Below are 14277 nucleotides of genomic sequence, written 5' to 3'. Positions count from 1 at the left end.
CCCTCGGCGAAGGTCCACGCGGCGGAGTACCGGGCGTAGAGTTCGGCCCACCCACGACGACTCGGAGGACCCGATGAACCTCGGCCCGATGGAGATCGGCCTGATCATCCTGGCCGTCCTGCTGCTCTTCGGCTACAAGAAGCTGCCGGAGGCCTCCCGCTCGATGGGGCGCTCGATGCGCATCTTCAAGAGCGAGATGAAGGGCATGAAGGACGACGACGTCCGCACCAAGGACGAGGCGAAGACCACCCCGGTGCGCGGCGAGATCGTCCCCCCGGCGCCGGTCACCCCCTCTCCTGCCCCCGTCGACTACGAGGCCGAGCTCCGCGCCGCCGACGCCCGCGCCGCCGAGGCGCGCGCCCGCGCCGAGCAGGCCCGCGCCCAGCAGGCCGGCGCGTCGGCTGCCGCCGACGGTCGCTGATCCACCGCACGTCCGGAGCAGCCGCCCGTGACCCTGGCAGGGCGAACGCGTGACCGCCGCCCGCGGCGTCCCCCTCGGGACGCCGCGGCGACGATGTCCCTGATCGGCCACCTCCGTGAGTTCCGCAACCGGGTCGCCAAGGCGCTGCTGGCGCTGCTGATCGGCACCGCCGTGGCGTTCTGGTGGTACGACCACGGGCTCGGCGACTTCATCCGGGCGCCGTACTGCGGCCTCGACCCCGAGCTCCGCTTCGGCGACGGCCCCGGTGAGTGCGGCCTGCTGATCACCGACGTCTTCGGCGGCGTCTTCATCCGCCTGAAGGTCAGCTTCCTCTGCGGAGCCGTACTCGCCGCCCCGGTCTGGCTGTACCAGCTGTGGGCGTTCGTCACCCCCGGTCTCAAGCGCAACGAGAAGCGCTACGGCGTCGGCTTCGTGGCCGTGTCCTCCACGCTCTTCGCCCTCGGTGCCGTGCTGGCCTACATCTCGCTGTCCGCGGGACTCGAGCTGCTGCTCAGCCTGGCCGGTGACGGCACGGTGGTCGCGCTGACCGCGCAGGACTACATCGGGTTCGTGCTCTCGCTGCTCATCGCCTTCGGGGTCAGCTTCGAGGTGCCGCTGCTGGCCGTGGCGCTGAACCTGGTCGGCGTCCTGAGCCACGAGACGCTGTCCAAGGGCCGGCGGTGGATCTTCTTCCTGACGATCGTCTTCGCCGCGTTCATCACGCCCACGCAGGACCCGTTCACCATGCTGCTGATGGCCGGGCCGATGATCGTGCTGTTCGAGATCGCCATCCAGATCGCCCGCTTCGTCGACCGGCGCCGGGCGAAGAAGGCGGCCGCGGCCGGACTGGCCGGGCTGGACGACGACGAGGCGTCCCCGTTCGTCGGCGGCCCGTCGTCGCTGGACACCGCGCCCAGTCGCCTGGGCAGCACGGCCACCGGTCTGGACACCGCATCGGACCCGCTGGACACCACACCGAACCCGCTGGACACCAAGCCCAGCCGCCTCGACGACCCGGACCCGCTCGACCGCCGCTGACCCGGCGGACTGCCCGCAGGGACCCGACGCGCGCGTGCGAGTGGCGGGGGGCGAGCAGGTCCTTACTGTGGGGACATGTCCAGCCCGGCTGAGCGGTACGCGGCTGCGCGCCGGCGTAACGCGCACCCCACCCTCGCCGACTTCACCGCCGAGCTCGGCTTCAGCCTCGACCCGTTCCAGGTGGAGGCCTGCGAGGCCCTCGAGCGCGGCTCCGGCGTGCTGGTCTGCGCGCCCACCGGCGCCGGCAAGACGGTGGTGGGGGAGTTCGCCGTCCACAAGGCGCTGCAGGAGGGCCGCAAGGCCTTCTACACGACGCCGATCAAGGCGCTGTCCAACCAGAAGTACCACGACCTCTGCGACCGCTACGGCGCCGCCAGGGTCGGCCTGCTGACCGGCGACAACGCCGTCAACGGCGATGCACCGATCGTGGTGATGACCACCGAGGTGCTGCGCAACATGCTCTACGTCGACTCCCCGGCGCTCACCGACCTCGGTTACGTGGTCATGGACGAGGTGCACTACCTCGCCGACCGGTTCCGCGGTGCGGTGTGGGAAGAGGTGATCATCCACCTCCCCGAGCACGTCCGGCTGGTGTCGCTGTCTGCGACGGTGAGCAACGCGGAGGAGTTCGCCGACTGGCTGGTCAGCGTCCGGGGTGACACCGCGGTGGTGGTCAGCGAGGTGCGGCCGATCCCGCTGTGGCAGCACATGCTCGTCGGTGGCCGGGTCTTCGACCTGTTCGCGCTGCGCCCCGCCGCGCACGCGGGGGAGTGGGAGCAGACCCCGCGCGGGCGGTCGACCCGGGAGCGGGGCCGGGCCGTCGTCGACCCGGAGCTGGTGCGGTTCGTGCACGAGCAGGAACGCCGCTTCGACAGCTGGTCCGGCGGTGGCGGCGGCTCCCGGGGCGGGTTCAGCCACAAGCCGCGGTTCCGCCCGCCGTCGCGGCCCGACGTCGTCGCTCGCCTCGACCGGGCCGGCCTGCTGCCGGCGATCACCTTCGTGTTCAGTCGCAACGGCTGCGACGCCGCCGTGCACCAGTGCCTGGCGTCGGGGATGCGGCTGACCGACGAGACCGAGCGGGCCGCGATCGCCGAGGTCATCGACCGGCGCACCGGGTCGCTGCCCGAGGAGGACCTGCACGTCCTCGGCTTCTGGGAGTGGCGCGAGGGGCTGCTGGCCGGCTTCGCCGCGCACCACGCCGGACTGGTGCCGGTGTTCAAGGAGACCATCGAGGAGTGCTTCGTCCGTGGCCTGGTGAAGGCGGTGTTCGCCACCGAGACCCTGGCGCTGGGCATCAACATGCCGGCTCGCACCGTCGTCCTCGAGCGGTTGGTCAAGTGGAACGGTGAGGCGCACGTCGACGTCACGCCGGGGGAGTACACCCAGCTCACCGGCCGGGCCGGTCGGCGCGGCATCGACATCGAGGGTCACGCCGTCGTCGTCTGGGCCCCCGGGGTCGACCCGGCGGCGGTGGCCGGCCTGGCCAGCACCCGCACCTACCCGCTGAAGTCGTCGTTCCGGCCCAGCTACAACATGGCGGTCAACCTGGTCGGCACGCTCGGCCGGGAGCGGGCCCGGGAGCTGCTCGGCTCCTCCTTCGCCCAGTTCCAGGCCGACCGGTCGGTGGTCGGGCTGGCGCGCTCCGCCGCCCGGCACGAGGAGGACGCCGCGCGGCTGCGCAAGGAGATGACCGGCGGGCTCACCGACGCCGCCCTCGACGTCGCCGGCTACGCGAAGCTGCGGCTGGAGATCTCCGAGCGGGAGAAGGCGCTGTCCCGCGACACCCAGGCGCGCCGCAGGCTGGCAGCCGCAGAGTCGCTGGAGGCGCTGCGGACCGGCGACGTCATCCGGGTGCCGTCGGGGCGCCGCCAGGGCCTGGCCGTGGTGCTCGACCCGGGCATCACCGAGCTCGCCGACCCGCGGCCGCTGGTGCTCACCGAGGACCGCTGGGCCGGCCGGCTCGCCGCGGTCGACTTCCCCAGCCCGGTCAGCGCGCTGGCCCGGGTCAAGGTGCCGAAGAACTTCAACCACCGCAGCCCGCACGCCCGCCGCGACCTCGCCTCCACCCTGCGCAACGCTCGCGCGGAGAACGGGCTGGGCGCGCGGCGCACCAAGGGCCGGTCGGCCGCCGACGACGACCCGGTGCTCGCCGACCTGCGGCACGCGCTGCGCGCGCACCCCGTGCACGGCCTGCCCGACCGGGAGGAGCGGGTGCGCGCCGCGGACCGGTGGCTGCGCGAGCTGCGCGACGCCGAGCGGCTGCGCCGGCAGATGGCCGAGCGCACCGGCTCGCTGATCCGGCAGTTCGACCGGACCTGCGACGTCCTCACCGAGCAGGGGTACCTGGTGCCCGAGGACAGCGGGGCCCCAGGGGAAGGCGCCGTCGCCGCGGAGCGGGTGACCGACGCCGGCCGGCAGCTGGCCCGGCTGTGGACCGAGACCGACCTGCTCACCGCCGAGTGCCTGCGGGCCGGGGCGTTCCGCGGGCTGACCCCCGCCGAGCTCGCCGCCTGCGTCTCGGCGCTGGTGTTCGAGGCCCGGCGGGAGAGCCCGGCGACGCCGTCGGTGCCGGCCGGCAAGGTCGCCGGGGCGCTGGCCGAGATGCGCCGGGTGCGCACCCGGCTGTTCGACGTGGAGACCGAGCACGGCGTGCCCACCACCCGTGACCTGGACCTGGGCTTCGTCTGGGCCGCCTACCGGTGGGCCGACGGGCAGTCCCTGGACCGGGTGCTCGCCGGCGCCGAGCAGGCCGGCACCGAGCTCTCCGGCGGGGACTTCGTCCGCTGGGCCCGCCAGCTGGTCGACCTGCTCGACCAGCTGGCCAAGGTCGCCGACGAGCCGCTGGCCGGGGTGGCCCGCTCCGCCGTCGGCCGGGTGCGGCGGGGCGTGGTGGCGGTCGCCGTCACCGGCTGAGCCCTGGGCCTGGGACAGAATGGCACCGCCCGCCGTCCCCACGAGGAGCCCGATGACCAACCCCCCGCAGGGCCCGTCCGGGCCGCAGCCGCGCCCACCGGCACCCGGCTGGGGCGGTCAGCCGTGGGGTGGGCAGCCGTGGGGTGGGCAGCCGTGGGATGGGCAGCCGTGGAATGGGCAGGGTGGCTGGGGGCCGCCGTCGGGGCAGCCGGCACCCCTGCCGCTGCCACCGCCCGGGTGGCGTCCCGGTCCCGGCTGGAACGGCCCGCCCGGCTGGGCGGCCCCGCCCCAGCCTCCCCGCCGCCGTCGGCGGGGACCGGCCGTGGGCCTGATGCTCCTGGCCGTCGTCCTGCTCGCGCTGGTGGTGCTGCTGACCCCCGGGTTCGGCCCGACCCGGCTGGACCCCGACGCCGTCGAGCGGGACGTCGCCGCGCAGTACCAGGACCTGCGTGGCGTGCCGCTGGAGCTGCGCTGCGCGGAGCCGATGCCGGTCGAGGCGGGCGGCAGCTACCGCTGCGAGGGCACCACCGGCGACGGGGGCCCGGTCACGGTCACCATCGAGGTCACCAGCGCCGACGGCGCCTACACCTGGTCCGACGAGTGAGCCCGACCGCGGATCAGCCCAGCGCGTCGTCCGGCCAGCCCAGCGCGGCGCCCAGCCGGCGGACCGAGGACTCCAGCCCGTGCCGTTCGGCGAGCAGCGCCAGTGCCTCGGGGTCGGCCGGGCGGGCCGGCAGGTCGCCGTCGACCGGGGGCAGGTCGATCGAGGTGACGACGGCGACGACCTCGGGCGCGGCGTCCAGGTAGTCCGCGGACGCGGCCAGCTTCGCCAGCACCCCCTTGGTCAGCGGCGCCTTCGGCACGGCCGTGCGGGCGGCGGCCGCCCGGATGCCGGCGAGCGACCCGAACTCGTTGATCAGCGCGGCGGCGGTCTTCTCACCCACGCCGACGACGCCGGGGAGCCCGTCGCTGGGGTCGCCGCGGAGCACCGCGAAGTCCGCGTAGGCACGGCCCGGGATGCCGTACCTCGCCGCCACGGCCGCCTCGTCGACGAACTCCAGGTCGGTGATCCCGCGGTTGGTGTATAGCACCCGCACCCCGCGGGCGTCGTCGACCAGCTGGAAGAGGTCCCGGTCGCCGGTGACCACGTCGACCGGGCCGCGGGCGCGGGTGGCCAGCGTGCCGATGACGTCGTCGGCCTCGTAGCCGGGCGCGCCCACCCGGGCCAGGCCGGTGGCCGCGAGCACCTCGACCAGCACCGGCACCTGCGGGGCCAGCTCGTCCGGGGTCTCCTCCCCGCCCTCGGGGGCCACCCGGTGCGCCTTGTACGACGGGACGGCGGCCACCCGGAACGCCGGCCGCCAGTCGTCGTCCCAGCAGGCGACCAGGCGCTGGGGCCGGTGGGCCACCACCAGCCGCGCGGTCATGTCCAGGAACCCGCGCACCGCGTTCACCGGGCGCCCGTCGGGGGAGGTCACCGACGTGGGGACGCCGTAGAACGCGCGGAAGTAGAGGCTGGCGGCGTCCAGCAGCATGGTCGTCACGGGCGCGACGGTAACGGCCTGGTGACGACGGGGGGCCACGTCGGAACCCGTGGTTAGGCTGCCGTGGTGTCCGGAGCAGCTCCCTCGTCCCCGCTGGTGTCCATCGACCGGGTGCGCGCCGCCCGCGCGGTCGCCGACGAGGTCGGGGTCGACGTCGTCGTGGTCACCCCGGGGTCGGACCTGCGCTACCTCTGCGGCTACGACGCGCACGCCATGGAGCGGCTGACCGCGCTGGCCGTGCCCCGCCGGGGTGAGCCGCTGCTCGTCGTGCCGCGGCTGGAGGCGCCGATGGTCGAGGCGTCCCCGGCCGGCGCGCTCGGTCTGGAGGTGCTGGCCTGGGACGAGACCGACGACCCGTTCGCCCGGCTGGCCGACGCCCTCACCGCCCGGCTGGGGTCGGCGCCGCAGCGAGTGGCGGTGGGCAACCGCACCTGGGCCGAGCACGCACTGGGCATCCAGCGGGCGCTGCCGGGTTCGACGCTGGAGCTCGCCGCCCCGGTCGTCGACCGGCTGCGGATGGTCAAGACCCCGGCGGAGGTCGAGGAGCTGGCGCTGGCCGGCGCCGCGATCGACCGGGTGCACGCCCGCATGGGGGAGTGGCTGCGGGTCGGGCGCACCGAGGCCGAGGTGGGCGCCGACATCGCCGCGGCGATCCTGGCCGAGGGGCACGTGGGGGTCGACTTCACGATCGTCGGGTCGGGCCCGAACGGCGCCAGCCCCCACCACGAGCTCTCCGACCGGGTGGTGGCCGCCGGTGACCTGGTGGTCGTCGACATCGGCGGGGAGACCGCGACCGGCTACCGGTCCGACTGCACCCGCACCTACGTCGTGGGCGGCTCGGCCGACGCCGAGACCGCCGAGTGGTACGCCGTGCTGCAGCGGGCGCAGGAGGCCGCGACGGCGGCGGTGCGGCCCGGTGTCACCTGCGAGCAGATCGACGCCGTGGCGCGCGAGGTGATCACCGAGGCCGGCTGGGGCGAGCAGTTCATCCACCGCACCGGGCACGGCATCGGGCTGGACACCCACGAGGCGCCCTACGTCGTCGCCGGCAACGACCTGCCGCTGGAGCCGGGGATGGCCTTCTCCGTCGAGCCCGGCATCTACCTGGCCGGGCGCTGCGGCGCCCGGATCGAGGACATCGTGGTCTGCACCGACGACGGCGTCCGCACGCTGAACGAGGGCCCCCGTGAGCTCGTCGAACTCCCCGGCTGACCCCGCGCCCGACGTCGACCGGGCGCTGCTGTCGGCGCTGGCCCGGGACGGGCGGGCCAGCTACACCGACCTGGCCGAGCGGGTGGGGTTGTCGGTCTCCGCGGTGCATCAGCGGGTGCGGCGGCTGGAGCAGCGCGGGCTGATCACCGGCTACGGCGCGCACCTGGACGCCAAGCTGCTCGGGTTGCCGCTGACCGCGTTCGTGTCGATCACCCCGATCGAGGCGGCGCAGCCCGACGACGCCCCGGCCCGGCTGGCGCACCTCGACGCGATCGAGGAGTGCCACTCGGTCGCCGGGGTGGAGAGCTACATCCTCAAGGTGCGGGTGGCCTCACCCGACGCGCTGGAGGCGCTGCTGCAGCAGATCCGCGCGGTGGCCAACGTGACCACCCGGACGACGGTCGTGCTCTCCACCGCCTACGAGAAGCGCCCGCCCATCTGACACCGGGGCGCCGCTGGACAGTCCTTCGAACGTGTGTTCGGATGGGCGGCATGCGGTGGGACGCCCAGAAGCTCGACCTCGACGAGCCGACGACACTGCCCGGGCTGCCGACCGTGCGTGGGCTGCTCCGCCGGGTGCAGGTGCCGGAGTTCCCCGGGCTCACCTTCCACGAGGTGCGGGCGAAGAGCGCGCTGAACGCCGTCCCGGCGGGGTCGGCCATGCCGTTCGGCCACACCATCAACCCCTACCGCGGCTGCTCCCATGCGTGTGTGTACTGCGTAGGACCGAACACCCTCGTTCTCATGGCCGACGGGCGGCAGAAGCGCATCGCGGACGTGCAGGTCGGTGACCGGGTGGTCGGCACGGAGAAGCGCGGCAGCTACCGCTTCTACATCCAGACCGAGGTGCGAGCGCACTGGTCGACCGTCAAACCGGCACACCGGGTGACCCTGGCCGACGGGACGTCGATCGTCGCCAGTGCCGACCACCGCTTCCTGACCGGCCGCGGCTGGAAGCACGTCCGGGAGTCCGGCTGCCGCGGGGAGCAGCGCCCGCATCTCACCTTGAACGATTCCCTGCTCGGCTTCGGACGGACGGCCCCGTCGACCGTGGCGTGCGGTGACTACCGGCGGGGCTACCTCACCGGCATGGTCCGCGGTGACGGCCACCTCAAGACGTACCGCTACTCACGGGTCGGCCGGGCCCACGGTGACCTCCACCGGTTCCGGTTGGCGCTGGCGGACGCCGAAGGGCTCCAGCGGACACAGCAGTACCTCGCCCTGGCCGGCGTCCGGACGGATTGGTTCGAGTTCTCCGAGGCCACACCGCAGCGGCGGGCGATCAGCGCGATACGCACCTCGGCGGCAGCGGCGGTCGCCCGGATCATGGAGCTGGTCGAGTGGCCGGAGACGCCGTCAGACCCCTGGCGGCGGGGTTTCCTCGCAGGGATCTTCGACGCGGAGGGCGGACGCAGCCAGCACGTCCTGCGGATCAGCAACGCGGACGACGGGATGTTGACGCGCACGTCGGAGGCATTCACCGCCCTCGGTTTCGACAGCGTGCTCGAAGACCCCGGCCTGGCGAACCACGTCCGCACGGTGCGGCTGCGGGGTGGGCTGTCGGAACACCTGCGGTTCATCCATCTCGTCGACCCGGCGATCCGCCGCAAGTGCTCGGTCCAGGGCATCGCCATCAAGAGCAACGCCGACCTGCAGGTCACCGGGATCGAGGACCTCGGTCTCGAGATGCCGATGTACGACATCACCACGGGCACCGGGGACTTCATCGCCAACGGCGTGGTCAGCCACAACTGCTTCGCCCGGGGCACGCACGAGTGGCTGGAGCTGGACAGCGGCGACGACTTCGACCAGCAGATCGTGGTCAAGACCAACATCGCCGAGGTGCTACGCCGGGAGCTGGCCCGGCCCTCCTGGCGGCGAGAACACGTCGCGCTGGGCACCAACACGGATCCCTACCAGCGGGCCGAAGGCCGCTACCGGCTGATGCCAGGGATCATCAGCGCGCTGGCGACCTCGGGCACCCCGTTCTCGGTGCTCACCAAGGGCACACTGGCCCGCCGCGACGTCCCGCTGCTCGCCGCCGCCGCGCGGGACGTGCCGATCGGGATGGGCGTGTCGATGGCGATCTGGGACGACGAGCTGCACCAGGCGCTCGAGCCCGGCGTCCCCACCCCGCGGGCGCGGCTGGACCTGGTGCGGGCGATCACCGATGCCGGGCTGCCGTGCGGGGTGTTCCTCGCCCCGGTGCTCCCCGGGCTCACCGACCAGCTCGACCACCTCGACGCCGCGATCGGGGCGATCGCCGACGCGGGTGCCACCGGGGTCACCGTCCTGCCGCTGCACCTGCGCCCCGGCGCGCGGGAGTGGTTCACCGCCTGGCTCGCCCGCGAGCACCCGACCCTGGTGCCGCGCTACCGCAACCTCTACGGCCGGGGTGCCTACGTGCCCGCCGACTACCGCACCTGGCTCACCAAGCGGGTCGCCCCGCTGCTCGCCCGCCACGGCCTGGACCGGCAGAGCGGCGGCCTCGCCCGCGGCGTCGACGGCGCTTCCGACACCGGCCTGCCCGGTGACGAGTCGGCCGGTTTCCCCGCCGGCAGCCTGCCGGTGCGCGCGCCAGCTGTTCGGGCGCCGGCCGAGGAGCCCGAACAGCTGGCGCTCTGCTGACCCGGGCCGGGCCGCCCCGGGTCAGCCGGCCAGCCGGGACGTCCGGTGCACGCTGCGCAGCGCCCGCACGGTGCCCCGGACGGCGACCGGCGGAGCGCCGGTGGCCAGCGCCAGGCGGCGGTAGGAGTCGTAGGACAGGGTCAGGTACACCGCGGCCAGGGCGTCGGCGGCCTCCCGGTGGCGGGGGAGCGCCGTCGCCTGCAGGTGGCGCCCCGTGTTGGCCGCGTGCTTCGCGAACGTGGTCTGCAGCGCCTGGGTCGACAGCCGCCCACCGATCCGGCTGTCCACGCCCGGACCCCGGCGCAACGCCGGCAGCACCCAGGAGCTGGCGGCCAGCGCCGGGAACCGGTCCCGGGTCGCCTCCCAGGCACTCCACGCCGCGGTGGCGCCGCGAACCGTCCACGCGCCGTCCTCGGTGCTGATCCGCAACGCGTCCCCGGAGACGTCGACCTGGTCCCGGCGCAGCGACCGGAACTGCCCGACCGTCGCCGGCCACTGCAGCGCCAGTGAGCACCACGCCACCGTGCGCAGGTGCTCGGGGTCGTCGCTGCGGATCTCGGTGAGTGGCCGCAGGTCCAGCACCGGCGGATCCGGCTCGGGCGTGTGCGGCAGGGGCAGGTCCAGCCCGCCGTACCGGCCAACCTTGCTGTAGAGCGTCACGGTCGCCGGCTTCCACTCCCGCGCCGCGGCCAGCTCCGCGAACCCCCCGGCCGCGAGGTCGTCGGGCCCCAGGTCGAGCTCCAGCGCCGCATCGACCAGGCGGCGCCACTGCACCTCGTACCCCCGGGGCACCGCCAGCCGTTGCCAGGCGCGCTCGGGTGGTGGGGCAGGCATGTGCGGCAGCGGAGGCTGCCACCGACCGGACATGACCGGACACTACCGTTATCCCCAACAAAAGTCCGGACACATTTCGTGGTCACCTGCCAGACAAGGCGACGCGCCACCCTCCGGGCGCCGCAGGCGCAGTGACCCCACCCGGTGAACAGCCGCCGCGCACCCGCCAGAACGGCGACCGCACCGGTGATCATGGCGGGGTGCGCACCGTGGGAGTCGAGGAAGAACTGCTGGTCGTGGCCGAGTCGGGCACCCCGGTACCGCTGGGGCCCGAGGCACTGGAGGCCGCCGCACGCCGCGGGGAGGGGGAGACGGTCGAGGAGCACGACCGCATCGAGGAGGGGGAGGACGACCCCGATCCGGGAGCCCACCTGGTGCCGGAGCTGAAGGAGCAGCAGATCGAGCTCGGCACCCGGGTCTGCCGCGACCTCGACGAGGTGACCGCGGAGCTGATCTGGTGGCGCTCCCGGGCCGATGCCGCCGCCGCATCGGTGGGCGCTCGCGTGGCGGCCCTCGCCACCTCACCGGTGCCGGTGCAGCCGGTCGCCACCCCGGGGCGCCGGTACGCCCGGATGGCGGAGGCGTTCGGCCTCACGGCCGAGGAAGTGCTGACCTGCGGCTGCCACGTGCACGTCTCGGTCGCCGACGACGAGGAGGGCGTGGCCGTCCTCGACCGCATCCGGGTCTGGCTGCCCGTGCTGACCGCGCTGACCAGCAACTCCCCGTTCTGGGGTGGCCGGGACTCCGGCTATGCCAGCTTCCGCTCCCAGGTGTGGAACCGCTGGCCCTCGGCCGGCCCCACCGGCCGGTTCGGCACACCCGAGGCCTACCACCGGCTGATCTCCGACTTCACCGCCACCGGCACGGTGCTCGACGAGGGGATGGTCTACTTCGACGCCCGCCTGTCGGCCTCCTGGCCCACGGTCGAGGTGCGGGTCGCCGACGTCGTGCTGCGGGTGAGCGACGCCGTCGTGCACGCTGGGCTCGTCCGGGCACTGGTCGAGACCGCCGCCCGTGACTGGCGCGCCGGGGTGCCCGCCCCCGACGTGCCGACCGAACTGGTCCGCGTCGCCGCCTGGCGGGCCGGCCGCTCCGGCCTGGACGACGTCCTCGTGGACCCGCGGTCGGGCCGATCCGCGCCGGCCGGTGAGGTGCTGGACGCCCTGCTCGGACACGTCCGGCCGGCGCTGGCCGACGCCGGCGACCTCGAGCGGGTCGAGGACGGCCTCGCCGAGATCCGGCGGCGTGGCACCGGGGCCCGGTTGCAGCGGGCCGCGTTCGCCCGGTCCGGGGACCTCGGCGCCGTCGTCCGGGAGGCGGTCGCCGCGTCCCACGTCGGGTGAGCGGGTCGACGTCCGGAACCGTTGGTTAGGGTCCGCTCATGTACACCGCCAGCTGGGGCGACATCGTCCGTCGCGACCTCTTCGGGCCCCGCCCGGACAAGCGTGACCGGCCCTACCGGTTCGTCATCCGGATGGCGCTGGTCGTGTTCCGGCTCTTCGGCTTCCGATTCGACGTCCGCGGGGGCGAGCACGTGCCCACCTCCGGCGGCGCGATCGTGTGCAGCAACCACGTCAGCTACTTCGACTTCACCTTCCTGGGCCTCGCGGCGCTGCCGCAGCACCGCCTGGTCCGCTTCATGGCGAAGGCGTCGGTCTTCGACCACTGGTTCGCCGGGCCGTTCATGCGGGCCATGCAGCACATCCCGGTCGACCGCAAGGCCGGCGCTGCCGCCTTCGACGCCGCGGTCCGCTCGCTCAAGGACGGCCAGGTCGTCGGCGTCTTCCCCGAGGCGACCATCAGCAGCTCGTTCACCGTCAAGGACCTGAAGGCCGGCGCGGCGCGGATGGCCCTGGACGCCGGGGTGCCGATCCTCCCGGCCGCCGTGTGGGGCGGGCAGCGGATCGCCACCAAGGGGCACCCGGTGGTGCTCAAGCGCGGGGTGGCGGTGACGGTGGTCGTCGGCGAACCCATCGTCCCCGAGCCGGGGGAGAAGGCGCAGGCGCTGTTGCGGCGCACGCGGGCCGCGATGGAGGAGCTGCTGGCCGAGGCGCAGCGCACCTACCCCGACCAGCCCGCCGGCGACGACGACCGCTGGTGGCTGCCGGCCCACCTCGGCGGCACGGCCCCCACGCCGGAGCAGGCCACGGCGCTGGACACCGGGCACGCCACGGGCCACAAGGGCGAGCCGGAGACGCCGCACCCGGTGGCCCGCCTGCGCCGGCGGTTCGCCCGCCGCGGCCGCTGACTCAGCGGATCGACCCCAGCTCCTCCCGGGTGACCGGTGGCACGAGCTCCCGCTCGAACGTCCGGTGCCAGAAGGCACCGGACGCCCGCCGCTCCGCGCGGGTGGTGAACCGGTACCGGTAGAGCAGCACGCGGACGGCGGCCGGCGGCCGGTCCCCGAACGGGGCCGACCGGAGCAGCCGCAGCGTGGCCGGGTCGGCGTCCAGCAGCCTGCCCAGGAACGCGCTGAGCCAGGTGCGGCCGTAGGCGGGGGAGAGCGCGACGAACCACATGAGCCAGTCCAGCCGCAGGTGGTAGGGCGCCCACTGCGGCGGACGGCGGCGCACGTCGCCGGGCTTGCCGCGGAACTCGTACTCCCGCCAGACCGCGTCCGGGTCGGGCCGGTCGGTCGCCTCGACCACCAGCTCCCGGCGCACCCGGGTGACCGAGCCGAAGGCGCCGTAGCTGTTGACCAGCCGCAGCGGGTCGAAGCTGGTGTTCATCCGCTGCTGCCGGGAGAGCAGGTTGCGCACCGGCGCCACGCTGAGCACCGCGACCAGCACCGCCAGGCCGATGGAGACGGCGGTGAACCAGGCGGGGGAGTCGAGCTGCGCCGGCGGGTCGACCGGTAGCACGGCGGCGTACCAGCCACCGTCGACGACGCCGAGCGCGAGCACCAGGGTCAGCCAGTTGAGCCAGGCGAAGTTGCCGCTGACCACCAGGTAGCCCTGGGTGACGACGACGACCAGTGCGGCGACGCCGGCGACCGGCTGCGGGGCGAGCAGGCCGAACACGACGACCAGCTGGGTGACGTGGTTGGCCACCGTCTCCACCCGGTGCAGCCGGCGCGGCAGCCGGTGGAACCACCAGCTCAGCGGGCCGGGCATCGGCTGGGTCTCGTGGTGGAAGTCCAGGCAGGTCAGGTCCCGCCAGCACCGGTCACCGCGCAGCTTGATCAGCCCGGCGCCGAACTCCAGCCGGAACAGCAGCCAGGCCACCAGCCACAGCACCAGCGTCGGGGGTGCGACGTGCGCGGGGCCGAGGAAGACCATCAGGAAGCCCGCTTCCAGCAGCAGCGTCTCCCAGCCGAAGCCGTACCAGATCTGGCCGACGTTGACGATCGACAGGTACAGCGCCCAGAGGCCGAGCCACAGCACCATCCAGCCGGCCACCGGCAGCCGGTCGGCCAGCCCGGCCAGCGTGGCGAGCGAGAGCGCGGTGCCCGTCCAGCAGACCCCGGCGAACAGCCGGTCCGACCAGCGCCAGTGGAACAGGCTGGGCGCCCGGCGGAACGAGCTGTGCCGCAGGAAGCGGGGGACCGGGGTCAGCCCGGCGGAGCCCAGCAACGCCGGCCCCTGCCGGAGCGCCGCGACGAAGGCGAGCAGGTAGACCACCGCCACGCCCCGGGTGAGCACCAGCCGGCTGAGCCAGGCGCCGGGGTCGCTGAACCAGTCCACCCGT

At 74.2% G+C, this 14277-nt stretch carries 12 protein-coding genes; 9 read left to right on the top strand and 3 right to left on the bottom strand.

The features are described from left to right. Nucleotides 1-73: 73 nt before the first annotated feature. The 4 genes from tatA (at nt 74) to JD78_RS06700 (ending at nt 4976) form a co-directional block, all read left to right on the top strand. Nucleotides 74-421: a Sec-independent protein translocase subunit TatA gene (gene tatA, locus JD78_RS06715; protein WP_153361145.1), complete on the top strand. Its 348-nt coding sequence runs from the start codon at nt 74-76 to the stop codon at nt 419-421. 93 nt (nt 422-514) lie between these two features. Beyond that, nucleotides 515-1459, top strand: a complete 945-nt coding sequence (gene tatC, locus JD78_RS06710; RefSeq protein ID WP_153361146.1) for a twin-arginine translocase subunit TatC — start codon at nt 515-517, stop codon at nt 1457-1459. 75 nt (nt 1460-1534) lie between these two features. Further along, a complete protein-coding gene (locus JD78_RS06705; protein ID WP_153361147.1) occupies nt 1535-4372 on the top strand; it encodes a DEAD/DEAH box helicase in 2838 nt (945 codons plus the stop codon). 331 nt (nt 4373-4703) lie between these two features. Then, the gene (locus JD78_RS06700) at nt 4704-4976 is read left to right on the top strand and encodes a DUF4333 domain-containing protein (RefSeq protein WP_228395238.1); all 273 of its coding nucleotides are present in this window, start codon (nt 4704-4706) and stop codon (nt 4974-4976) included. 13 nt (nt 4977-4989) lie between these two features. Here the strand turns inward: JD78_RS06700 and JD78_RS06695 are convergent, their stop codons facing one another. Then, nucleotides 4990-5907: a 5'-3' exonuclease gene (locus JD78_RS06695; protein ID WP_153361168.1), complete on the bottom strand. Its 918-nt coding sequence runs from the start codon at nt 5905-5907 to the stop codon at nt 4990-4992. 75 nt (nt 5908-5982) lie between these two features. Between JD78_RS06695 and JD78_RS06690 the strand changes: the two genes are divergently transcribed. From JD78_RS06690 to JD78_RS06680, 3 genes are read left to right on the top strand one after another with little or no spacing between them, the layout of a single operon-like run. Continuing rightward, on the top strand, nt 5983-7128 hold the full coding sequence (locus JD78_RS06690) for a M24 family metallopeptidase (RefSeq protein WP_228395232.1): 1146 nt from the start codon (nt 5983-5985) through the stop codon (nt 7126-7128). Then, nucleotides 7103-7570 (top strand): Lrp/AsnC family transcriptional regulator, encoded by a 468-nt coding sequence (locus JD78_RS06685; protein WP_153361149.1) that lies wholly within the window; start codon nt 7103-7105, stop codon nt 7568-7570. Before JD78_RS06690 ends, JD78_RS06685 begins: the two co-directional genes overlap by 26 nt. Before the next feature lie 50 nt (nt 7571-7620). Next, nucleotides 7621-9756 carry an intein-containing Rv2578c family radical SAM protein gene (locus tag JD78_RS06680; RefSeq protein ID WP_153361170.1) on the top strand — a complete coding sequence of 712 codons (2136 nt, stop codon included), beginning with the start codon at nt 7621-7623 and terminating at the stop codon, nt 9754-9756. A gap of 21 nt (nt 9757-9777) precedes the next feature. Here JD78_RS06680 and JD78_RS06675 read toward each other — a convergent pair whose 3' ends face one another. Then, the gene (locus JD78_RS06675; RefSeq protein ID WP_228395234.1) at nt 9778-10590 is read right to left on the bottom strand and encodes a hypothetical protein; all 813 of its coding nucleotides are present in this window, start codon (nt 10588-10590) and stop codon (nt 9778-9780) included. A gap of 200 nt (nt 10591-10790) precedes the next feature. Here JD78_RS06675 and JD78_RS06670 point away from each other — a divergent pair, with 200 nt between their 5' ends. Then, nucleotides 10791-11933: a glutamate--cysteine ligase gene (locus JD78_RS06670; RefSeq protein ID WP_153361151.1), complete on the top strand. Its 1143-nt coding sequence runs from the start codon at nt 10791-10793 to the stop codon at nt 11931-11933. 38 nt (nt 11934-11971) lie between these two features. Then, nucleotides 11972-12838: a lysophospholipid acyltransferase family protein gene (locus JD78_RS06665; RefSeq protein WP_153361152.1), complete on the top strand. Its 867-nt coding sequence runs from the start codon at nt 11972-11974 to the stop codon at nt 12836-12838. A 1-nt stretch (nt 12839) separates the two neighbouring features. On the opposite strand, the gene JD78_RS06660 is transcribed toward JD78_RS06665, so the two are convergent. Continuing rightward, nucleotides 12840-14273, bottom strand: coding sequence for a lipase maturation factor family protein (locus JD78_RS06660; RefSeq protein WP_153361153.1), 1434 nt, complete (start codon nt 14271-14273; stop codon nt 12840-12842). Nucleotides 14274-14277: the final 4 nt, after the last annotated feature.

Source organism: Modestobacter roseus (assembly GCF_007994135.1).
Taxonomy (GTDB): domain Bacteria; phylum Actinomycetota; class Actinomycetes; order Mycobacteriales; family Geodermatophilaceae; genus Modestobacter; species Modestobacter roseus.
Note: the sequence above shows the minus strand (reverse complement) of the source record. Positions and strands in the feature narration are given on the sequence as shown.